Source organism: Streptomyces sp. NBC_01803 (genome assembly GCF_035917415.1).
GTDB lineage: Bacteria > Actinomycetota > Actinomycetes > Streptomycetales > Streptomycetaceae > Streptomyces.
Map to the genome: position 1 here is coordinate 2,538,109 of NZ_CP109073.1, position 20,608 is coordinate 2,558,716.

Genomic DNA, 20,608 nt, shown 5'->3' on the forward strand with positions numbered 1-20,608 from the left:
CGAATTTACCATCATATGAACGCTGCGGCCCGGGCGCGTGACTCCCCGTAGGCTCACCTCAGTGGCCGTATGTCTATGGTTGCCTCCAACCTCCAAGCTGCCCTGTGAAGGACGCAGATGCCCGCCAAGAAGACCAGGCGACGCGGTCGTCTGATCGTGATCTCGCTCGTATTGCTGCTCGTGGCCGGTCTCGGCTACGGCGCCTACTGGAGCATCAGCACCGTGCGGGCCTCCTTCCCGCAGGTCTCCGGGGAGATCGCGGTCGCGGGCATGTCCGCGCCGGTCACCGTCCTGCGGGACGGCAACGGGATCCCGCAGCTCTACGCGGACTCGGCGGAGGACCTCTTCCGCGCCCAGGGCTATGTGCAGGCCCAGGACCGCTTCTGGGAGATGGACGTGCGCCGGCACATGACGGCCGGCCGGCTGTCGGAGATGTTCGGCGAGGACCACGTCGAGACCGACGCCTTCCTGCGCACCCTCGGCTGGCACGACGTGGCCCAGGAGGAGTACGACGAGCTGCTGTCCGACGAGACCAGGGCGTACCTCCAGGCGTACACCGACGGCGTCAACGCCTACCTCGCCGACCACAGCGGCGAGGAGCTGTCGGTCGAGTACGCCGCGCTCGGCTTCGCCAACGACTACGAGCCGGAGGAGTGGCACCCGGTCGACTCCGTGGCCTGGCTGAAGGCCATGGCCTGGGACCTGCGCGGCAACATGCAGGAGGAGATCGACCGTTCGCTGCTCGCCGAGCGGCTGAGCGCGGAGGAGATCGAGGCGCTGTACCCGCCGTACCCCTACGACCGCAACGCGCCGATCGTGCGGGAGAACGGCACCGGCACCCTGCTGCCACCCGGCCAGGCCATGGCGGGCGAGAGCGGTGAAACGGACGGCACCGGCGAAACGGGGGGCACCGGCGAAACGGGCGGCACCGCGGAGACCGGGGAGACCGGCGGCACCGGAACGGCGGCAACGGAAGGCGTCGAGGGCGCGTTCGACGACGTCTCGTCCCACCTCGCCTCCGTCGCCGAGACCCTGGACGAGATCCCCGCCCTGCTCGGCACCAACGGCAGCGGCATCGGCTCCAACTCCTGGGTGATCTCCGGCGACTACACGACCACCGGCGAGCCGCTGCTGGCCAACGACCCACATCTGTCGCCCTCGTTGCCCGGCGTCTGGTACCAGATGGGCCTGCACTGCAACGAGGTCACCGCGGCCTGCCCGTTCGACGTCTCCGGATTCACGTTCTCCGGAGTGCCCGGCGTCGTCATCGGCCACAACCAGGACATCGCCTGGGGCCTGACCAACCTCGGCGCCGACGTGACCGACCTGCGGCTGGAGAAGCTGGACGACGGCAACTATCTCCGCGACGGCGAGCAAGTGCCGTACGAGACACGGACGGAGACCATCGACGTCGCGGGCGGCGAGCCGCGCGAGATCACCGTGCGCGCGACCGGGAACGGCCCGATCATCTCTGACCGCGAGGAGGAGTTCGCCAACGTCGGCGACAGCGCCCCGGTCGACTCCTCCGCCCCGGACCGGGGCGAGGGCTATGCCGTCTCACTCACCTGGACCGCGCTGGAGCCGTCCCGCACCATGGACGCCATCTTCGGCATCGGCGCGGCCGACGGCTGGGAGGAATTCCGCGCGGCGGCCCAGGACTTCGCCGTCCCCTCGCAGAACCTGATCTACGCCGACACCGCGGGCAACATCGGCTACCAGGCCCCCGGCCTCATCCCCATCCGCGGCGAGGGCGACGGCCGATACCCCGCCCCCGGCTGGGACTCGGCCTACGACTGGACCGGTTACATCCCGCAGGACCAGCTCCCCTGGGAGCTCAACCCCGAGCGCGGTTATATCGTGACGGCCAATCAGGCCGTTATCGAGGAGGGCCAGTACCCGTACACCCTCACCGACGACTGGAGTTACGGCACGCGCAGCGCACGCATCGAGGAGCTGATCCAGGGCACGATCGAGGACGGCGGCAAGATCTCGATGGGCGACATGCAGTCCATCCAGCTCGACAACCGCAACGAGATGGCCGAGGTCCTCGTCCCGCACCTGCTCAATATCGAGGTCTCCGACCCCTACGTCCGCGAGGCCCAGGAGCTGCTGGTGGGCTGGGACTACAGCCAGGACGCCGACTCCCCGGCCGCCGCCTACTACAACGCGGTCTGGCGCAACCTGCTCCAGCTCGCGTTCGGCAACAAGATGCCCAAGGAACTGCGCGTCGAGGGCCAGTGCCTGCGGGTGCGCCCGGCCGATGACTCGCAGCCGCTGGAGAACCCGGACGGTGAGGACCGGCTGATCACCGAGTGCGGCGAGCGCTCTCCCGACACCGCGCAGCCCGACGGCGGCGACCGGTGGTTCGAGGTGGTGAGGGGGCTGCTGGAGGACCCGGACAACGAGTGGTGGTCCACGCCCGCCGCCGACGCCCAGGCCGCCGCCGACACCCGCGACGAGCTGCTCGCCCGCGCCCTGCGGGACGCCCGCTGGGAGCTGACCGCCGAGCTGGGCAAGGACATCGACACCTGGAGCTGGGGCCGCCTGCACCGGCTGATGCTCAACAACGAGACGCTCGGCACGGAGGGCCCCGGCCCCGTCCAGTGGCTGCTCAACCGCGGCCCGTGGAATCTGGCCGGCGGCAGCGACGCCGTCGACGCCACCGGATGGAACGCGGCCGGCGGCTATGACATCACCTGGGTGCCGTCCATGCGGATGATCGTCAGCCTGGCGGACTTCGAGGAGTCGCTGTGGATCAACCTCACCGGCGCCTCCGGCCACACCTACCACGCCAACTACACCGACCAGACCGATCTGTGGGCCGCCGGTGAGTACCTGCCGTGGGCGCACGGCGAGGAGGCGGTCCGGGAGCGGGCCGAGCACACGCTCACGCTCACGCCGTAGCCCCGGGCGGCCCGGCCCCGGCCCGCGGCCCGCCGCGTGGTGGCCCGGCCCCGGCCCGGGACTGTACGGCTCGCCACCGGGACTGAGCCGCGCGGCCGACCGCGCGGCTCAGTCGGCCGCGCGGCTCAATCCCGGGAGAACCGGCGCACGTCCTCCGGCGTCACGACGGCGTGCACCGGCCGGTCGTGCGGCTCGCGCGGCAGCTCCTCCACCACCTCGTGCCCGTACACCAGCGCCACCAGCGCCGACTGGGCGCCCGAGGCCGCCAGCCGGGCCAGCACCCGGTCGAAGCTGCCGCCGCCCCGGCCCATCCGCACCCCGCGCCGGTCCACCGCCAGCCCCGGCAGCAGCACCACGTCCGCCTCGGTCACCGCCGCCGGGCCCAGCCGCGGCCCGGCGGGCTCCAGCAGCCGGATCCGCCCGCCGCCGTGCTCGGCCTCGACCAGCCGACCCGGCCCCTCGTACTCCGCCCAGTCCAGGTCGTCGTCCGCCAGCAGCACCGGCAGCAGCACGCGCGTGCCGCGCTCGCGCAGCGCGCTCAGCAGGCCGGTGGTGCCCGGCTCGTGCCCCATCGACACGTACGCCGCGACCGTCCCCGCCGCGGCCAGCTCCGGCAGCTCCAGCGCGCGCCGGGCGAGCGCCTCGGCCGCCTGGGCCACCTCGTCGTCCGCCATGGCGGCCCGCACCGCCAGCAAATCCCGCCTGACCTCGCGCTTCAGCGCCGTTCCGTCCTCCACGCCGCCCGCCCGCTCCCTTCACACACACGCACACGCAGGGTCATACCCTCCGCCAGATCAAACCCGCTCATAACGCGACGCACAACTCCAAAGTGCTCCGTCGCCGCAGATCAGGTGGATAAAGTGACCGCATGACGACACCTCGCCCCCGGATCAGCAAGGCTGTCATTCCCGCAGCCGGGCTCGGCACACGGTTTCTGCCCGCCACGAAGGCCACTCCCAAGGAGATGCTGCCGGTTGTCGACCAACCCGCGATCCAGTATGTGGTGGAGGAAGCCACCGCAGCGGGGCTCACCGACGTGCTCATGATCACCGGGCGCAACAAGCGTCCCCTCGAAGACCACTTCGACCGCAACTACGAGCTGGAGGACGCCCTGCGCCGCAAGGGCGACTCGGAGCGGCTCTCCCGCGTCCAGCAGTCGACCGCCCTGGCCACCATGCACTACGTCCGCCAGGGCGACCCCAGGGGCCTGGGCCACGCCGTCCTGTGCGCGGCGCCGCACGTCGGCGACCAGCCGTTCGCCGTCCTGCTCGGCGACGACCTGATCGACCCCCGCGACCCGCTGCTCACCAAGATGATCGACGTCCAGACCGAGCAGGGCGGCTCCGTCATCGCGCTGATGGAGGTCGACCCCGAGCAGATCCACCTCTACGGCGCCGCCTCCGTCGCCCCGGTCACGGACGGCGTGTTCCGGGTGACCGGCCTGGTCGAGAAGCCGGACCCCGCCGACGCCCCCAGCAACCTGGCCATCATCGGCCGCTATGTCCTGGACGCCGGGATCTTCGAGGTGCTCGGCAAGACCCCGCCCGGCCGCGGCGGCGAGATCCAGCTCACCGACGCCCTCCAGGCCATGGCGGGCGACTCCGCCCTCGGCGGCCCGGTGCACGGCGTGGTCTTCAAGGGCCGCCGGTACGACACCGGCGACCGCGCCGACTACCTGCGCTCGATCGTCCGGCTCGCCTGCGAACGCCCAGACCTCGGCCCGGAGTTCAGGTCCTGGCTGCGACAGTACGTCGCCGAGGAGATGCCGCACGTTGACTGACATCTGGTCGGTGGACGAGCACCTCGCCGACATCCTGCGGACGGTCCGGCCGCTGGACGCCATCGAGCTCCCGCTGCTCGACGCGACCGGCTGCGTGCTCACCGAGGACGTGATCGTGCCCGCCCCGCTGCCGCCGTTCGACAACAGCTCGATGGACGGCTACGCGGTGCGGGCGGCGGACGTCGACGGCGCCACCCGCACCTACCCGTCCGTGCTGAGCGTCGTCGCGGACATCGCGGCGGGCAGCGGCGACCTGCCCACCCTCTTCCCCGGGCAGGCCGCCCGCATCATGACCGGCGCGCCGCTGCCGCCCGGCGCCCAGGCCGTCGTTCCGGTCGAGTGGACCGACGGCGGCACGGGCGGCGGGCCCGTCGACTCGATGCACGCCGCCTCCGCCGTCCGGGGCGGCGGCGGTGAGGTGCGCGTCTTCCGGCCGGCCGCCGAGGGCGCGCACATCCGGGGGCGCGGCAGCGACGCGCTCGCCGGAGGTGTCGCGCTCCCGGCCGGCACGTTCCTCGGCCCGCCCCAGACCGGCCTGCTCGCGGCCCTGGGGCGCGCGACCGTTCCGGTACGCCCCCGGCCGCGGGTCGTCGTGCTGTCCACGGGCAGCGAGCTGGCCGCCCCCGGCGAGCCGCTCCGCCCGGGCCAGATCCACGACTCCAACAGCTACATGCTCACCGCCGCCGCCCAGGCCGCCGGCGCGGACGCCTTCCGCGGCGCGGCGGTCGCGGACGACGCGCCGACGCTGCGGGCGGCGCTGGAGGACCAGTTGATCCGCGCCGACCTCGTCGTCACCAGCGGCGGCGTCAGCGTCGGCGCGTACGACGTGGTCAAGGAGGCGCTGACCGGGGAGGTCGACTTCCGCCGGCTGGCCATGCAGCCGGGCAAGCCGCAGGGCTTCGGTCTGATCGGTGCCGCCCGCACGCCGCTCTTCGCCCTGCCGGGCAACCCGGTCAGCGCGTACGTCTCGTTCGAGCTGTTCGTCCGCCCGGCGTTGCGCGTGATGGCCGGTCACGACGAGAGCACGCTGCACCGGCCGCGCGTGACGGCCCGGCTGATCACGGACGCGCCGCTGTCCTCGCCCGCCGGGCGGCGGCAGTTCCTGCGCGGCGCGTACACGGCCGGGGACGGCACCGTCCGGCCGGTCGGCGGCGCCGGCTCCCATCTGATCGCGGCGCTCGCCACGGCCGACGCGCTGATCGAGATCCCGGAGAACGTGACGGAGGCCGCCTCGGGCGTGGAGCTGACGGTGGTGCTGCTCGGCTGAGCGAGGGGTACCGTAGCTGCTCATGAGCACCCCGCACCTCACCCATCTCGACGGCTCGGGAGCCGCCCGCATGGTCGACGTGTCCGGCAAGGACGTCACCACGCGCACCGCCACGGCCAGCGGCCGGGTGCTCGTCGCCCCGGCCGTGGTCGCGCTGCTGCGCGGCGAGGGCGTACCGAAGGGCGACGCGCTGGCGACGGCCAGGATCGCCGGGATCATGGGCGCCAAGCGCACTCCGGATCTCATCCCGCTCTGCCATCCGCTGGCCGTCTCGGGGGTGACGGTGGATCTGTCGGTCGCCGACGACGCGGTGGAGATCACGGCCACGGTGCGGACCACGGACCGCACGGGTGTGGAGATGGAGGCGCTGACGGCCGTGAGCGTCGCCGCGCTGACCGTGGTCGACATGGTGAAGGCCGTGGACAAGGGCGCGGTCATCTCCGATGTGCGGGTGGAGGAGAAGACCGGGGGCAAGTCCGGCACGTGGAGCCGCGGCCGATGAGTTCGCCTCCGCCTTCCCGTCCCGTCTATCGCGCGCTGGCGATCACCGCCTCGAACCGCGCCGCCGCCGGTGTCTACGACGACACCACCGGCCCGCTGCTCGTCGAAGCGCTCGCCTCACTGGACTTCGCGGCCTCCGGCCCGGAGGTGGTGCCGGACGGCGAGCCGGTCGAGGCGGCGCTGCGGGCGGCCGTCGCCGCCCGCTACGACATAGTCCTGACAACGGGCGGCACCGGCATCTCCCCCACCGATCGCACGCCCGAGATGACGCGCCGGGTCCTCGACTACGAGGTGCCCGGCATCCCGGAGGCGATCCGCGCGGCCGGCCAGGCGAAGGTGCCGACGGCCGCGCTCTCGCGCGGTGTGGCGGGCGTCGCGGGGCGCACTCTCATCGTCAACCTCCCCGGTTCGCGCGGCGGCGTCAAGGACGGCCTCGCCGTGCTGAGACCGCTGCTGCGACACGCGGTGGACCAGCTCAGGGGCGGCGACCACCCGCAGTGAACGCGAACACCTGGTCCGTCGAGCTCGTCGACGGGGACATCGGCCTCCGCCCCATCCGGCAGCGCGACCACCGCGCCTGGCGGGAGGTCAACCAGCGCAATCGCGACTGGCTCCGTCCCTGGGAGGCCACCATCCCGCCGACTCCACCGGGTCATCTGGCGCCCCGTCGGCCGACGTTCCGGCAGATGGTCAGACATCTGCGGGGCGAGGCGCAGGCCGGGCGGATGCTGCCGCTGGTGATCACGTATCAGGGGCGGCTGGCAGGGCAGTTGACGGTCGCGGGGATCACGTGGGGGTCCATGTGCTCGGCGCACATCGGGTATTGGGTGGACCGCGCGGTGGCGGGGCGCGGGGTGATGCCGACGGCGGTGGCGCTGGCCGTCGACCACTGCTTCGGCGCGCTGGGGCTGCACCGGATCGAGATCTGCATCCGTCCGGAGAACGGTCCGAGCCGGCGGGTGGTCGAGAAACTGGGTTTCCGCGAGGAAGGCGTCCGGCCACGTTATCTCCACATCGACGGCGCCTGGCGGGACCATCTCGTGTTCGCCATGACGTCCGAGGAGGTGCCGCAGGGGCTGCTGACGCGATGGCACCGGCAGCGGACGCCCCCGAAAATAAAATAGGTGTTCGAATTTAGATAACAATCCGAAGAAATGCCCAGGAGGACGTCCTGAACGCGCGACACGCCGCTCGATTTGGCAGTTGGACTCTCACAAACCCCTCTACGGTGTGAGCGTGAGCAGCAGTGGCCTCATCTTCGCAATGATCGTCGGGGCCTGGGCCGCGTATCTGGTGCCGATGTGGCTCCGCCGGCAGGACGAGCTCAACGAAGCCCGCCCCACGGAGCGCTTCAGCACCGCCCTCCGGCTGCTGACGCGCGGCAGACGCGGCGCGCCGGCGACCGAGACGGCCGCCCCGGTTCCGGCCCCGGACCCCGCCGCCGACCTCCGTGCCTTCGCCGAGCCCGTCGTGCCCGTGCCTGCACCGGCCTCGCCATCGTCGTCATCACCGTCGTCATCACCGTCATCACCGTCGGCCAAGGCCGCTCCGCCGTCGAGCGCGCGCGCGAAGGTCCTGATCCGGCGCCGCCGGACCACGATGATCCTCTTCCTGGCCTTCACCCTGGGCGGGATCTACGCCCTCTCGGCCGGCCCCGGCCACCTGTGGATCCCCCTGCTCCCCGGCGTACTGCTGATCGCGTACCTCGCGCACGTGCGTCGGCACGAGCAGCGCCGCTACGCGGTCGCCCTGGACCGCCGCCGCGCCGAGGAGGCCGCCCGCCGCCTGCGCGAGCGCACCGCCAAACCCCCGGTCCCCGAGCAGCCCGCCCAGGCGATCGTGGAGCAGACCGACCACGCGGAATGGGAGGACCAGCAGCGCCGCCGCACCCCGGCCCCGGAACACGAACCAGAAAGCTGGGACCCGGCCCCGGTCCCCCTCCCGACGTACGTGAACGCCCCGGTGGCCCCGCGCACGACGCGCGGCGTGAACCTGGACGCCCCCGACACCTGGAGCGCCGCCCGCTCCACCACGGCCGGCACCACCCCCCAGTCCCCCCCGGCCCCCCGCACGGAGGCCCAGCCCCCCCAACGAACCCCGCTGTTCGACCAGTACGCGGACGAGGACCACCGCAGGGTGGCGGGCGAATAGCACGACGAACGGATTTCGGTCCGGCGCGGCGTAGGTGCTAGTGTTTCTACGTCGCAAGGGCCTGTAGCGCAGCCTGGTAGCGCATCTCGTTCGCAACGAGGGGGTCAGGGGTTCAAATCCCCTCAGGTCCACCGGCAGGGCCGTTCACTAGACCAGGTAGAACGGACAGACGAAAGCCCCCGCTGATTCCGATCAGCGGGGGCTTTCGCGTGCGTGCAAGCAGCGAAGTACAGCAACGGGGCTACTCGGCGCTGCCGAGATGCTTGCCGAGCCTGCGCAACGCCTTCCGCGTCGCCTCGGACGGCACGTGCGTGTAGACCTCCATCGTGACCGCGATTTTGCTGTGCCGGAGAATCTGCATGGCCACCCTGGGGTGGACGTCGAGGGCCGCCAGGAGCGACCCGCAGGTGTGCCGGGTGTCGTGCAGCCGGATACGCCGCACCCCCGCCCTGTCGGCCCGACCGGCGAACTGCCGGTTGAAGTTCCTCGGCTCGATCGGCGTGCCGTAGCGGGTGGTGAACACGAACCCGGTCTCGGTCCACAGCTCGCCCGCGGACTTCCGCGCGGAGTCCTGCGCCTCCCGCCGGAGCATCAGCGCGGCCCGGCAGATGTCGGGCAGCGGCAGCACGGCCGTGGACGCCTCGGTCTTGGTCTCGTCGTGCACCAGGCGCCGCTGGATGCGCTGCAACGAGTGCTCGACGCTCAGCTCCCCCGCGTCCAAGTCCACGCTGCCCCAGGTCAGCCCGAGCACTTCCCCACGGCGGAGCCCGAGGACCAGCGTCAGCACGTACGCCGGGTAGAGCGGATCACCGGCGGCCCTGGCAGCCTCCAGGAAGGTCCGCGCCTCCTCCACGGACCAGGGCTGCGGCTTCGTCCGCCGGACCGACCGGACCTTGACCAGCCCGGCCACGTTCTTCGAGATCACCTCCTCGGTCATGGCATGCGTGAGCGCCGACCGCAGCACGGTCCGGGCGTCCTGGACGGTCCGCCGTGACGGGAACTGCCGGCAGCACTGGCCGACCGCGCAGCAGTGCCGCCGCTGGAGCGGGTTCCGGTGCTTCTCCGGCCGCTTGGCGTCCTTGCCCTGGGCGCAGCATTGGCACTGGGCCATCAGGTCGTTGATCCACTTCCGCACGTCCCGGACGGTCAGCTTGTCGAGCCGCTTCGCTCCGAGCCCGGGAGTGATGTAGAGCCGGACGTGCATCGCGTACGTCTCGGCGGTCTTCGGCTTCAACTCCGGCTGCACCACTTCCCGCAGCCAGTACGCGAGGTACTGCCCGAGCGTCGGCACAGTGGTTGCGACAGGCCCCTTGCTGGCTTCGGCGTGGAGCTTGACCCACTTCTCGTGAACGGCGGCTCTCGTCGGCCCGTAGACGTACTTGCGCTTCCTGTTCCCCTCCGGGGTGGTGACCCAGACGTAGGCAGCGAAGCCGTTCCGGTAGGGGTAGATGGAGCCTTCTCTGTTCCCGCGTTTGCCGCTCATGCCGCACGCTCCCCGGCGTCTTCGGTGGTGCAGCGCTCGACGTATTCGTCCACCCAAGCCGGGAGGATGCGGCGGTTGCGGCCGACCTTGACCGAGCGGATCTCGCCGGTCAGGACGAGCATTTTGGTCTTGGACAGTCCGAAGCCGAGCATGGCGGCGACCTCGGCGGTGGTGTGCCACTTGGGGGTGATGGGGGTCGCCGCGTTCATGCGGTTGGTTCTCCTTCCGTTCCGGGTGCGGGGGCGAGCGAGGCCGTGAGCCATTCCTCGACCGGGGTGAGTCCGGTTCCGGCGTAGGCCCAGTGGGCGAGGACGAGCGTGGTTTCTTCCGGGCCGTGCGTCTCTCCGGCTTGTACGCGTCGCTATTCGGTGCGGGCGTCGCGGAGGGCGCCGAGGGTGGTGGAGTAGGCGCGGGACTTGGTGGAGAAGTGGCCGCGGAAGCCGAGCATGTGTGCCCAGGGGCGCAGTCGGAGGTGTTCGAGGTCTTCGCGGGCGCCGAGGGTCCAGGCGGTGCGGATCAGTCGGCGTGCGTGGTCGGTGATGTCCAGGGGCGCGAGTTTGGCCAGGAAACGAAGCGGGCGGTCGAGGGTGCCGGTGGCGGTTTCGGCGCCCTTGGTGGCGTACTTGGCGATGTAGGCGGCAACGGCCCGGTCGGTCAGCTCGGTCCCGCCGTCCAGGTCGGCCGACTTGATGGTGCGGACATCGAGCTGACGCCCGAAGGCGAAGGCGTGTGCACGCCCGTCGATGACCGGCCCGGCGACGACCGCCGAGGCGGCAGCGGCGCGGATGGCGTCGGTCAGCAGCTCGGCCGAGGCCCAGCGTGGGGGCGGGGTGTGGGCACCTTCCGGGCCGTCGAGGCGGATGACGGCGTGGAAGTGGACGGCCCCGCGCCGCTGGTACTCCGCGACCTTGGCGAACGAGACCCGCGCGTGGCGGCGGAACGTCCGCTGGGTGAGTCCGGCGCGCTTGGCGATCTCGCGACGCAGGTAGATGGTGAAGCGCCGCCACAGGGCGCCCGCGTGGGCGTTCCACAGCACGGCCGCGTCGTAGTCGTACGTCTCGGGGTCCAGGGGTGTGCCGAGCCGGGCGTCGTCCTGGTCGTGGGCGGTGCCGCAGCGGCAGGCCGGGCGCCCGCTGGGCCGGTTGTGAACCGGGCCGAAGCTGGGCGCGGTGAACGTGGCGAACACCCTCGGGTGGTTGGCCACCTGGTCGGGGACGGTTTTACCACCTCGGAGTCCGGCGGTGATGAGGTGGTAGGTGTCGCGGCGGTAGGTCTCGGCGCAGGCGGGGCAGCGGGTGGCGCGGCGGTTGTTGCAGCGGGTCAGCAGGTGACCGGCGGGCAGCTCGGCGGAGTCCAGGTGCCGGAGTGCGGCGCCGATCTCGCCGGTTGCGGTGTCGAGGTGGTGTTCGGTGCGGTGTCCGGCCAGGCGTATGGGTCTGGTGCAGCCCCCGAGCCCGGAGAGTTGCCGGGCCAGGCCGGGAAGAGCGCCCGTCGTGGCGAGTTGGCCGAGTTCGGGCAGCGGGGGCGGGGTGGTGCGGGGGATGATGGGACTTCTCCTTCGCGGCTGTGGTCGTGGAAGGGGTTGGGTCCCGGGGCGGTGGATGCTTGGCGGTATCGACGCCGCCCCGGGGCCGTTGGGGACTTGCTCAGCTAGTTGTCTAGTCGTGTTGGTTGTTGATGATGTCGACGCCGTTGCGTGTGCCGGAGTCGATGAGGGGTGCGGCGATGGTGTCGGCGAGGTAGAAGCCGAACAGGGCGATGACGACGACGATCCAGGGGCGGACGCCGAGGAACTTCACGACGGCCCAGGCGATCAGGCCCAGGACGACGACCAGGGGCAGGCTGACGGTCACGGCGCAGGGCTCCGTTTCAGGCGATGGGGCAGCGGTGGGTGCGGGCGGCGAGTTCGGCGGCGGAGCGGGTGTGGTACTCGGCGGAGAAGCCGCAGCGCGGTGCGGTGCACGCGGCGGTGTGCTTTTCCCGTCCGCGCCGGTCGTTGGCGGTGCCGACCTTGACCGGGCCGATCCGGGCGAGGTTGCGGAAGCGGCGCAGCAGGGGCATCAGTCGGTCTCCTTGGTGTTCGTGCCGGTGAAGTCGTCGGTGTGGTCGGTCAGCCAGCGCCGTATCTCGGCGGCCTCTTCGGTGTCTGCGGTGCGGATGACGGGCTCAGCGACACTGATGGCTTCGCTGAGCCGGTTGGCGCGGGTGAGCTGGGCGGCGCGCTGGAGTGCGCGGAGGGTGGACGGGCGCATGGTCGGTTCTCCATGTCAGGTGAGGCGGGCGGCGATGGCTTCGGCCAGCGGTGCGGGGATGCTGAGCCGGGCGCGGAGGGTGGGGGTGTCGATGGGGGTTCCGGTGCGGGCGTGGTGTTCGGCGGCGACTTTGCGGGCGTGCGCGACCAGGCCATCCGGTACGGGCAGCGCGGGCGGGATCGGAGTTGGCACGGCGGCTTGCACCTGGTCCCCGGTCTCTACGGCCCGGGTCTGTTGGGCGGGTTGGGGTGTGTGGGCGAGGAGGGTGCCGCCGAGGAAGGCGATGGCCGGCCATCCGGCGACGAGGATGCGCAGCCACACCGGCACCGCTTCCAGGTCAAGGAGTCCGGCGGTGGCGATGTTGGCGCCGAGCGAGGCCGCGAGGGCGATGAGGAACCAGCACCACCCGGCGGCCTTGGTCTCGCCGGTGCGGAGGCGTCGCCAGGCGGCGACCATCAGCAGGTCCACCGAGACGGGGTAGGCCCAGGCTTTCCAGCCGTCCTGTCCGGCAGCGGCGGCAAGGTCGTGGATGTGGGCGAAGGACAACGCGGCGGCGATGACCGCCTGGACCAGCACCGCATCCACACGAGCCAGAAGCATGCGCACGGCTCGGAGCACCTCCTTCTTGTTGCAGGCATGGCAGGGGTAGGGACACGGCGCGAAGACGGTCACGCCGACCGGTGCGAAGGGGGAACGCGGTTCAGTCCGCCGAGACGGCCGGGGCCATGGGCTGGAAGGGCTTGAGCGCGGGGATGTCCGGCGCGAGGTGGGCGAACTCCCGGCAGCGTGCCGCAGCTTGGGCCAGGGAGAGGTAGGGGGTACGGATGCGGGACCAGCCGCCGGAGGTATCCCCTGCGACCGCGAGACCGGGTCGTTCGGGTGGGATGGCGCAGGCGGCGGTGACGGCTTCGGGGGCGATGTCGCCCAGGGCCATCTTCGCGGAGGCTTCGTCGTTGACGCGGTGGCAGACGCGGCCGGTCAACTGGGCGCGGAGCATGGTGGCGCCTTTGCCGAGTTCGGCGCCGAACCGCTGCCCGCACACCTCCAGATAGATGCCAGCGGCGCGGCCGAGCTGTGCCAGGCGCACGAGTTGGGTGACCATCTCGTCCCGCTTCTCTTCGTCCTTGCGTGTGGCGGTCAGGAACAGTTCGGCCACTTCGTCGATGAACACCACGACCGGCACCGGCCGTTCATCCTCCGGCAGGCCCCACACATCGGAGGTGATCTCGCCGTCCGCCACCTCCGGTGGGATGTTCTGGCGGGCGCGTATCAGGTCGTAGCGCTCCTCCATCAGCCCGACCAGCACCGGCAGCAGCTCCCCCGCCTGTTGCGGGTCGGTGGCCAGGGCGGACAAGCGCGGGGCGAACGGCGCCAGCTCCACCCCCCGCTTGCAGTCGATCCCGACCAGGGCCACCCGTTGCCCGGCCAGACCGGAGAGCAGGTGCCGCAGGTACATGGACTTGCCCGACAGCGTCGCCCCCAGCGTCAGTGCATGCGGGACGGTTCGGTAGTCGCGGACGAACGCGGTGGCGTCTTCACGAAGAGCGACCGGTACCCGCAGGAACCCGCCACCGGTCTTGCGCGGCATCCGTACGCGGTTGAGGACGTCGAAGCCGACCAACCGCAGCTCCACCACACCCGGCTTCACCTCCGACACATACACGGCGTGCACACCCCAGGCATGCCGCAACCGCTCGGTCGAGGCCGCAACGTCCGCGACCTCCTGCCCCGGAGCCAGCCGCAGCCGGACCCGCAGGCCGGTCGAGGTGGGACGGACCATGCCCCGGCGGGGCGGAACCGGCCGCACCTCACGCCGCGTCGCCGCACGCACGGCCAGCGCCCGCAACCGGGATGGAGGCACGGTCAGCCCGCACGCCTCCATCACCGACCCGTACGACCCCAGCAGCCGCGCGGCGGACACCGGGAGGCCGACCGCCGACCAGAACACGTTCGGGTAGCGGTGCCGGGCGTACACGGCGCCGCCTCCCGCAGCGGCCAGTGAACCGCCCGCGCCCAGCAGGTTCAGCAGCTCGGACATCAGTGTCAGGCCCCCGCCGTGACGGGGAACGCGGCCGTGGTCACGGCAGCGGCCCGGAACGCGATGCCGTGGCGCTGCTGCCCGTTGAACACCGACTCCCACGGCCGGGCGACCAGGCCCGGCAGGGCCACAGGGGCGCCGAGCACGAGTCCTTCGGAGACGCCGGACTCGGGGATGGTGACCTGGACGAGCGAGGATTCGCCGTCCTGGATGTAGACCACGCTGATCCGCATCAGCGCCTCGCCGCTCACGGCATCCTTGGCGATCTCGCCGGTCTGCCGATCACGCACCTTCGGCGCCGGTTCCTCGGTGAGGAGGATGGTGGCGGTGGAGGTCTCAACTCGAATGGAACGCAACGGAACTTCTCCCTCGGTGAGGTTGCGAACCGCCGCAACGAGCCAGCTAGTCATCTAGACAAGATTCGTCACGACGGTTCGGCGTGAGTGGTGACGGCTTCAGTGTGCCACACTACTCGAACACTCGTCTATACGAGTAGGAGAGAAGGTGCGTACGAGTCGCGATCTGGGACACCCGTTCTCACCCGGCCAGGCCCGACCTGTCAGGTCGCGGGAAGCTGGTAGGCGAGCACGTAGGCATCGGCCGCCATCACCGTGTCGCAGACCTCCACCGGCCGCCCCTCCGTGTCATAGGCCGTCCTGATGAGGTGGATCACGGGGACACCGGCGGCGAGCCGCAAGGTCTTGACCTCCAGCGGGGACGGCATCCGGGCGCGGATCTCCTCCTCGAAGTGGTCGAGCCGGTGCCCCAGCTCTTCCAGCCGGGCGTAGATGCCGCCCGGTCCGGGGTTCGGCTGGGCGATGGGGGTGTTGCGGGCCAGGTCCAGCGGCAGGAAGGAGGCGGCGAACTCCACCGGCCGGCCGTCCAGCAGGTACCGGCGGCGCCGGGCCAGCACCTTGCGCGGCCCGCCCAGTCGCGCGGAGATATCCTGTGTGGGCCGCTCCTCCTTCACTTCCAGGCTGTCCACCTCGGGGCGGCTTCCCGCGGCTTCGGCCTCCACGGTGAACGCGGACTTGCCCTGCTCGCGGTGGCGCCGGGCGAACCGGTCGGAGGCCAGCCGACGCACTGGCGGGCGCGGCCGGACGAAGACGCCCTTCCCGTGCTCGGAGTGCACCAGGCCCTCACCCTGGAGGACCGACAGCGCGTTGCGGACGGTCATCCGCGAGACGCCGTAGTGCTCCACCAGCTCCGACTCCGAGGGCAGCTTGGCACCCTCCTTGAACCGGCCCTTGTCGATCGCCTCGCGCAGTTGGTCCGCGATCTGCCGGAACACCGCCCGGTCACTCGTGGAGTCCAGCGCGCCCAGCACGCCGGAGGGAAGACCTGCCATATCCGGTTACTCCTTTAGGTATCTAGACGAGAAGCTGACTGGAGTTGCTACGGTGAGAGAGCCTAGCCATCCCGAGGGATCGAGAAGCGCGTGAGTACCCATCGCCCGCACTCCGTGAGCGTCGCCGGAGTCATCATCGACGGCCAGGGCCGCGCCCTGCTCATCCAGCGCCGCGACAACGGCCACTGGGAGCCGCCCGGCGGCGTCATCGAACCGGGCGAGACGATCCCCGACGCCCTGGCGCGTGAAGTCCTCGAAGAGACCGGCATCAAGATCGCCCAGTCCCCCGTTCTGACCGGGGTCTACAAGAACATGACCGGCCTGATCGTCGCGCTCGTCTTCCGCTGCGAAGCAGCGGACGGCCATCCCGCCACCGGGCCGGAGACCAAGGCCGTGCGGTGGGTTACCCGCGACGAGGTGAACGAGCTGGCCGACGAGGCGTACGCCGTGCGCGTCCTGGACGCCATGGACGCAGCCTTTCCGCCGGCCGTCCGCGCCCATGACGGCGTGAAACTCGTCTAACACAAGCCGACTGTCCATAGCCGCCTACCAGCAGAAAGGAACTTGTATGCACGAGTATATGAGCAGGGTGCGAGTCTGGGTAGTCACCTGTCCCGGCATCCCCCAAGAACTCGCCCGCGCCCGCCGCTTCGTCCGCGAGATCTTCCACAGCGAGCCTTGGGCGGACGACGCGGCCCTGATCGTCACCGAACTCGGCGCCAACGCCATCACCCACACCGACAGCGCCAAGACCACCTTCCGCCTCCAGATCACCCGCAGCCCCCAGACGGTCACCATCTCCGTCACCGACAACGGAGGCACCGCCACCACACCCCACGTCCAACACCCCGCCCCCGACGCCCAGCACGGACGCGGCCTCGCACTCGTCACCGCCCACGCCACCACGGTCCACATCCGCCGCGACCACACCGGCCACACCGTCACCGCCGAACTCGACATCAGCGACAGGACTCCACCGACGCCATGACCGATGACACCCGCCACCTGGCCGACGAAGCCGAACGGCGCTACCGCTACGAGATCACCTCAGCCATGAACACCGTGATCCGCGCCTGCCGCCACATCCTCAACACCAGCGCCTACGCAAACACCTGGGCCCCACCCGACCGAGGCGCGACCGCGACCCAACTGGTCTCCACCGCCCGCTACGACGTACTCAGCAAGCTCCAAACCGCCATAGACCAGGCCGAAGCCATCGCACGAATCATCGACGCCAGCCCCGAACGGCCACGACCACGACGCCGAAGCGAGTAACAACCTTCTCTACGACTTCAAGGCGCCGCGCATCCGCGCGGCACGCGCGGCAGCGGCGGCCCCGGGCCGCCGCTCCTGTCTCCGCCCCGCTCCGCCCCAGGCCCACCGGCCGCGCAGCACTCAGGCGCGCCCCTGGCTGCGGCGAAGGGGGTTCGTCGTGGCTGGGGGTCGGCTCCGCGGCTTTACGCACCTGTCAGGCCCGGGACCCGCGTCGGGCAAGGCCAGGGGGCCACTCGGGCACAAACGCGGGCAGGACCATCCTGCCCGAGTCGCCGACCAGCGTACGGCCCCCTGACCATGCCCGACCCCAACCCCGACAGGACACCGCCCAAACCCGCTCCACCGACCTCGTAGATGCCCGCCCACGGAAACATCCCAAAGCTACCCGCCATCACGAGCACAGTGCGTAGGATCTGTTCACTGAGCTGGACAGGGTGCGGGAACCTAGTTCCCGTGACCACGCGATCGCTGCGACCAGGGGGATGTGTGGAGCACAACGTTTTTCTCGGTTACTCAAAGAACCCTGCGGAAGTCCGTCAAGAAATTCTGCACGCCTCCGATGTGATCAACAAGTCCGGATTTGCTGAAGCCCAAACCTGGGAAGCGATTCCAGCAACCGGGCGCCTGATCATCGAAACGGTCCTTCGCGCCATTGATGACAGCACAATCTGCCTTTTCGATGTCACCACCCTCAGCGAGAATGTGCTCTTTGAAGTGGGCTATGCCTTCAGCCAGCGAAAGCACCTCATGCTTTCCGTCCATAAAACACCCAAAGCCCAGCATACTTGGCGCTCATTTGACATTTTCTCCACCATTGGCTGTATTTTCTATGAGACAGGCGGCGAGCTCGCCTCTAAGTTCATGACAGGAATGGCAGCCGCCAGCGAAAAGACGCTATGGGATGACGTCTCACAAGCACTGGACGGGCATAATCGAAATTCACTATTCTATGTGCCTACCTATCACACGTCGGAAGCCGAACGGAACCTCCGAAGGATGGTGGGAAAGGAAAGGGATCTAGGAACCAAGGTAACTATTGCAGACCCCGCAGAACAAGGATTTGCACCATTGGCGTGGTACGTAAACGCCGTCTATTCATCTTCTGCCACCTTGCTGCAGATTTCGGGTGAGGGACACGATCGGAATCGACTACATAACGCTCGCACCGCATTCATCGCCGGACTGGCGCGAGGCCTAAACCGCCCCCTCCTAATTATCGTGGACGAGGAGTATCAGGGCCCGGTTGACTATAAGGATATTCTCTACACTTACCACAACAAAAAGAAGCTTTCAGAAAAATTCAACGAGTGGCTCGGCAAGGCTTTCGAAATCTGGAAACGTGAAAATACGCAGGCCACCTCACTCGAAATCCCTAAGGTGGAGATCGCCACCGAGCTAAGGGAACTAAAGTTCGGTGACTACGTCGCAGAAAATGAGAGTGATACGCTCGACGAGTATTTCGTAGAGACAGCAGAATACGAAGCAGTATTGCGTGAAAATAGCGTCGTTTTTGTCGGCCGGAAGGGAATGGGCAAGTCGGCGAACATGATTCGAGCCTCTCAGGTATTGGGGGATGACAGGCGAAATTTGGTTTGCTTGATACGGCCCACCAACTATGACCTAGATGGCCTGGTCGATGTCTTTCAGTCGATAGGCGGTGACGGAAATCAATCCTTTCTAGTTGACAGTTTTTGGCGATTCCTGCTCTACTCGGAGATCGCGATTACCGCTGTGGCCGCCGCGGAGAGGCTTCCGGCTGGCATCAGCGCCGGCACCTCTATTGCCCATCTGCGTGACTATCTGGCCCAGAATGATATCTCCGATGAATTCTCTGTCCGCCTGGAGAAGGTAATCGATGGTGCACTCGCAGAGCTGAAGGAGGAGCCGGGTAGCACCATCCAGAAGCAAAGGGAGCGCATCGCTCAAGTCCTACACGGCAATATCGTTGGCAACCTTAGGCGACTCCTCGGAGAAGCTCTAAGGGATCGTCACCGTGTAGCACTGCTTTTGGATAATCTCGACAGCGCTTGGACGAGGTCAGGACAATTGCAATCTCAAGCAGTGCTGCTAGTTGGATTGCTTGGTGCTGTAAGTCGCATCGCAGAAGACTTCCGGAAAGAGAATAATCGCCTTCAGTCCGTCAACGTCACGATCAGCGTTTTCCTGCGCTCAGACATTTATGACGAGGTGATTAGAGAGGCGCGCGAACCGGACAAGATCAACACTAAGAGAATCGACTGGAATCAGCCGGAGCTCCTGAAGCGAGTGATTGATGAGAGGTACCTTTCAGCAAGGCCTGCGGGTACTTCTCCTGACGAGCTGTGGCAGAGGTTTTTCTGCGCTGAAGTCGATGGCACGCCAACCCTGGAGCATATCCTTGCAACCATCCTGCCTCGTCCCCGGGATCTAGTCTACTTCTGCAAGGCAGCCGTACAGAATGCCGCCAATGCGCGACATTCTATGGTCGACGAGAGCGATATTCATGAGGCAGAGAAGACGTACAGCAAATTCGCCGTCGACGCTCTTCTAGTCGAGTATGGCTCTACCATAGGACACCTTGAAGATGTTATCTATGAATTTACTGGCAGCGAAGATACCCTGTCTCACTCCACGGTTCTTGAGCTCATCTCTAACGGTCTAGACGGAGGCGACAGCCGAGCTGCAGAGGAGTGCCTAGAAGGTCTCCTGAAGATTTCCTTCCTGGGCATCGAAGTTCGCGATGGTGAGATTTGGTACCCGGAAAGAGCCGATCAGTTGCGTAAGGCGAAGATACTGGCAGGCAAAACCTCGCGCCGCAGAATGAGAGAAGAGCGCTATCAGATCCACCCCGCTTATAGGAACTTCCTGGAGGTGGAACGCTCGGCCTAGGAAGGGGCTGTTTATTGGACTGTCGTAGTCGTTAGCGAGCGCGAGCGCGGAGAGAACATGTCGGACGCCCTTGATGAGCTCCGTAGTGCTGTATGGAACCCGGAATTCCCCCTCGGCTCTCCCCTGACAGGGAGTCAGGATTTAAGCCACCAGGTCCTGTTGGAGCAGTACAAACTCTACGTGGAAATGACGGACAGGATGAGTGCCCGTCGCGCTTTGACCAATTCCTTCTTCCTAACGATTAACTTGGCTGCACTAGGGGCTGTGGGTTCACTAGCCGCCAAGTATCCAAGAGATTGGAGTGAAATCGTTGCGGTTACCGCTGCACTTGCCCTGATAGCTGAGTGCTTTGTGTGGTTCTATACACTTCGCTCCTACAGGCAGCTAAGCAAGGCTAAGTACACGGTGATTGAAGTTCTTGAGGAGAAACTTCCCTCTCGCCCATACTCGAAGGGGGAATGGGGCGCATACATCAGATCAGGGAAACAAGGGAAGTACTTTCGCCTGACAAGCGCAGAACAGATGATGCCGCTAATCTTCGGTATCAGCTACTTGGCCACCCTTTTTTATTTGTCGAACAAGTGATGAGCCGTCCATCTCCCTATTGAGCGGGAACCACGGGGGAACGGCGGGAACCAGGTCACCGATTCAGGTAGGACCCGTAGCCGCTCCACCTCAGGCGATCCGAGCGCCAGTCCGTCGACAACCCAAGCTTCCCAAGCCCAGGTCAGCCTGGGAGTC

Annotated in this window: 22 protein-coding genes, 1 tRNA gene and 1 pseudogene; 13 read left to right on the top strand and 11 right to left on the bottom strand. The window is 68.4% G+C overall.

The genetic code is table 11. From position 1 onward, the window contains the following. Window positions 1-117 precede the first annotated feature (117 nt). Complete coding sequence (locus OIE51_RS10990) at window positions 118-2,904, top strand: penicillin acylase family protein (RefSeq protein ID WP_326597325.1); 2,787 nt, start codon at window positions 118-120, stop codon at window positions 2,902-2,904. A 125-nt stretch (window positions 2,905-3,029) separates the two neighbouring features. On the opposite strand, the gene OIE51_RS10995 is transcribed toward OIE51_RS10990, so the two are convergent. Continuing rightward, window positions 3,030-3,641: a 5-formyltetrahydrofolate cyclo-ligase gene (locus OIE51_RS10995; RefSeq protein WP_326597326.1), complete on the bottom strand. Its 612-nt coding sequence runs from the start codon at window positions 3,639-3,641 to the stop codon at window positions 3,030-3,032. Between the two features lie 131 nt (window positions 3,642-3,772). Here OIE51_RS10995 and galU point away from each other — a divergent pair, with 131 nt between their 5' ends. The 7 genes from galU to OIE51_RS11030 all read left to right on the top strand — a co-directional run bounded on the left by galU (window position 3,773) and on the right by OIE51_RS11030 (window position 8,734). Beyond that, window positions 3,773-4,684: a UTP--glucose-1-phosphate uridylyltransferase GalU gene (gene galU, locus OIE51_RS11000; RefSeq protein ID WP_326597327.1), complete on the top strand. Its 912-nt coding sequence runs from the start codon at window positions 3,773-3,775 to the stop codon at window positions 4,682-4,684. Then, the gene (glp, locus tag OIE51_RS11005) at window positions 4,677-5,951 is read left to right on the top strand and encodes a molybdotransferase-like divisome protein Glp (RefSeq protein ID WP_326597328.1); all 1,275 of its coding nucleotides are present in this window, start codon (window positions 4,677-4,679) and stop codon (window positions 5,949-5,951) included. The genes galU and glp overlap by 8 nt, the downstream gene beginning before the upstream one ends. A 22-nt stretch (window positions 5,952-5,973) precedes the next feature. Then, window positions 5,974-6,453 (top strand): cyclic pyranopterin monophosphate synthase MoaC, encoded by a 480-nt coding sequence (gene moaC / locus OIE51_RS11010; protein WP_326597329.1) that lies wholly within the window; start codon window positions 5,974-5,976, stop codon window positions 6,451-6,453. Further along, entirely contained in the window at window positions 6,450-6,953 is a 504-nt protein-coding gene (locus tag OIE51_RS11015) for a MogA/MoaB family molybdenum cofactor biosynthesis protein (RefSeq protein ID WP_326597331.1), read from the top strand. The genes moaC and OIE51_RS11015 overlap by 4 nt, the downstream gene beginning before the upstream one ends. Then, on the top strand, window positions 6,950-7,576 hold the full coding sequence (locus OIE51_RS11020; RefSeq protein WP_326597332.1) for a GNAT family N-acetyltransferase: 627 nt from the start codon (window positions 6,950-6,952) through the stop codon (window positions 7,574-7,576). Before OIE51_RS11015 ends, OIE51_RS11020 begins: the two co-directional genes overlap by 4 nt. Before the next feature lie 112 nt (window positions 7,577-7,688). Next, entirely contained in the window at window positions 7,689-8,603 is a 915-nt protein-coding gene (sepX, locus tag OIE51_RS11025; protein WP_326597333.1) for a divisome protein SepX/GlpR, read from the top strand. A gap of 57 nt (window positions 8,604-8,660) precedes the next feature. Further along, window positions 8,661-8,734, top strand: a tRNA-Ala gene (locus OIE51_RS11030). A gap of 110 nt (window positions 8,735-8,844) precedes the next feature. On the opposite strand, the gene OIE51_RS11035 is transcribed toward OIE51_RS11030, so the two are convergent. The 10 genes and pseudogenes from OIE51_RS11035 to OIE51_RS11080 form a co-directional block, all read right to left on the bottom strand. Beyond that, window positions 8,845-10,086, bottom strand: a complete 1,242-nt coding sequence (locus OIE51_RS11035) for a site-specific integrase (protein ID WP_326597335.1) — start codon at window positions 10,084-10,086, stop codon at window positions 8,845-8,847. Further along, complete coding sequence (locus tag OIE51_RS11040; protein ID WP_326597336.1) at window positions 10,083-10,295, bottom strand: excisionase family DNA-binding protein; 213 nt, start codon at window positions 10,293-10,295, stop codon at window positions 10,083-10,085. The genes OIE51_RS11035 and OIE51_RS11040 overlap by 4 nt, the downstream gene beginning before the upstream one ends. Next, window positions 10,292-11,605: pseudogene (locus OIE51_RS11045) on the bottom strand (replication initiator). The gene OIE51_RS11040 and the pseudogene OIE51_RS11045 overlap by 4 nt, the downstream one beginning before the upstream one ends. Window positions 11,606-11,744: 139 nt before the next feature. Then, a complete protein-coding gene (locus tag OIE51_RS11050) occupies window positions 11,745-11,939 on the bottom strand; it encodes a hypothetical protein (RefSeq protein ID WP_326597338.1) in 195 nt (64 codons plus the stop codon). A gap of 16 nt (window positions 11,940-11,955) precedes the next feature. Beyond that, the gene (locus tag OIE51_RS11055) at window positions 11,956-12,147 is read right to left on the bottom strand and encodes a mobile element transfer protein (protein WP_326597339.1); all 192 of its coding nucleotides are present in this window, start codon (window positions 12,145-12,147) and stop codon (window positions 11,956-11,958) included. Continuing rightward, window positions 12,147-12,338 carry a hypothetical protein gene (locus OIE51_RS11060; RefSeq protein WP_326597340.1) on the bottom strand — a complete coding sequence of 64 codons (192 nt, stop codon included), beginning with the start codon at window positions 12,336-12,338 and terminating at the stop codon, window positions 12,147-12,149. Before OIE51_RS11060 ends, OIE51_RS11055 begins: the two co-directional genes overlap by 1 nt. 15 nt (window positions 12,339-12,353) lie before the next feature. Next, window positions 12,354-12,944: a DUF2637 domain-containing protein gene (locus OIE51_RS11065; protein WP_326597342.1), complete on the bottom strand. Its 591-nt coding sequence runs from the start codon at window positions 12,942-12,944 to the stop codon at window positions 12,354-12,356. Window positions 12,945-13,038: 94 nt separating this feature from the next. Continuing rightward, complete coding sequence (locus tag OIE51_RS11070; RefSeq protein ID WP_326597343.1) at window positions 13,039-14,376, bottom strand: FtsK/SpoIIIE domain-containing protein; 1,338 nt, start codon at window positions 14,374-14,376, stop codon at window positions 13,039-13,041. 5 nt (window positions 14,377-14,381) lie between these two features. Continuing rightward, complete coding sequence (locus OIE51_RS11075) at window positions 14,382-14,732, bottom strand: SCO3933 family regulatory protein (protein WP_326597344.1); 351 nt, start codon at window positions 14,730-14,732, stop codon at window positions 14,382-14,384. Window positions 14,733-14,935: 203 nt separating this feature from the next. Beyond that, the gene (locus OIE51_RS11080) at window positions 14,936-15,724 is read right to left on the bottom strand and encodes a GntR family transcriptional regulator (RefSeq protein WP_326597346.1); all 789 of its coding nucleotides are present in this window, start codon (window positions 15,722-15,724) and stop codon (window positions 14,936-14,938) included. A 114-nt stretch (window positions 15,725-15,838) separates the two neighbouring features. Here OIE51_RS11080 and OIE51_RS11085 point away from each other — a divergent pair, with 114 nt between their 5' ends. The 5 genes from OIE51_RS11085 (at window position 15,839) to OIE51_RS11105 (ending at window position 20,452) form a co-directional block, all read left to right on the top strand. Next, a complete protein-coding gene (locus tag OIE51_RS11085) occupies window positions 15,839-16,246 on the top strand; it encodes an NUDIX hydrolase (RefSeq protein WP_326600595.1) in 408 nt (135 codons plus the stop codon). A gap of 58 nt (window positions 16,247-16,304) precedes the next feature. Further along, the gene (locus tag OIE51_RS11090; RefSeq protein ID WP_326597347.1) at window positions 16,305-16,712 is read left to right on the top strand and encodes an ATP-binding protein; all 408 of its coding nucleotides are present in this window, start codon (window positions 16,305-16,307) and stop codon (window positions 16,710-16,712) included. After that, window positions 16,709-16,999: a hypothetical protein gene (locus OIE51_RS11095; protein WP_326597348.1), complete on the top strand. Its 291-nt coding sequence runs from the start codon at window positions 16,709-16,711 to the stop codon at window positions 16,997-16,999. Before OIE51_RS11090 ends, OIE51_RS11095 begins: the two co-directional genes overlap by 4 nt. Before the next feature lie 486 nt (window positions 17,000-17,485). Then, window positions 17,486-19,867, top strand: a complete 2,382-nt coding sequence (locus OIE51_RS11100) for a P-loop ATPase, Sll1717 family (RefSeq protein WP_326597350.1) — start codon at window positions 17,486-17,488, stop codon at window positions 19,865-19,867. A gap of 57 nt (window positions 19,868-19,924) precedes the next feature. Then, complete coding sequence (locus tag OIE51_RS11105; RefSeq protein ID WP_326597351.1) at window positions 19,925-20,452, top strand: RipA family octameric membrane protein; 528 nt, start codon at window positions 19,925-19,927, stop codon at window positions 20,450-20,452. Window positions 20,453-20,608 lie beyond the last annotated feature (156 nt).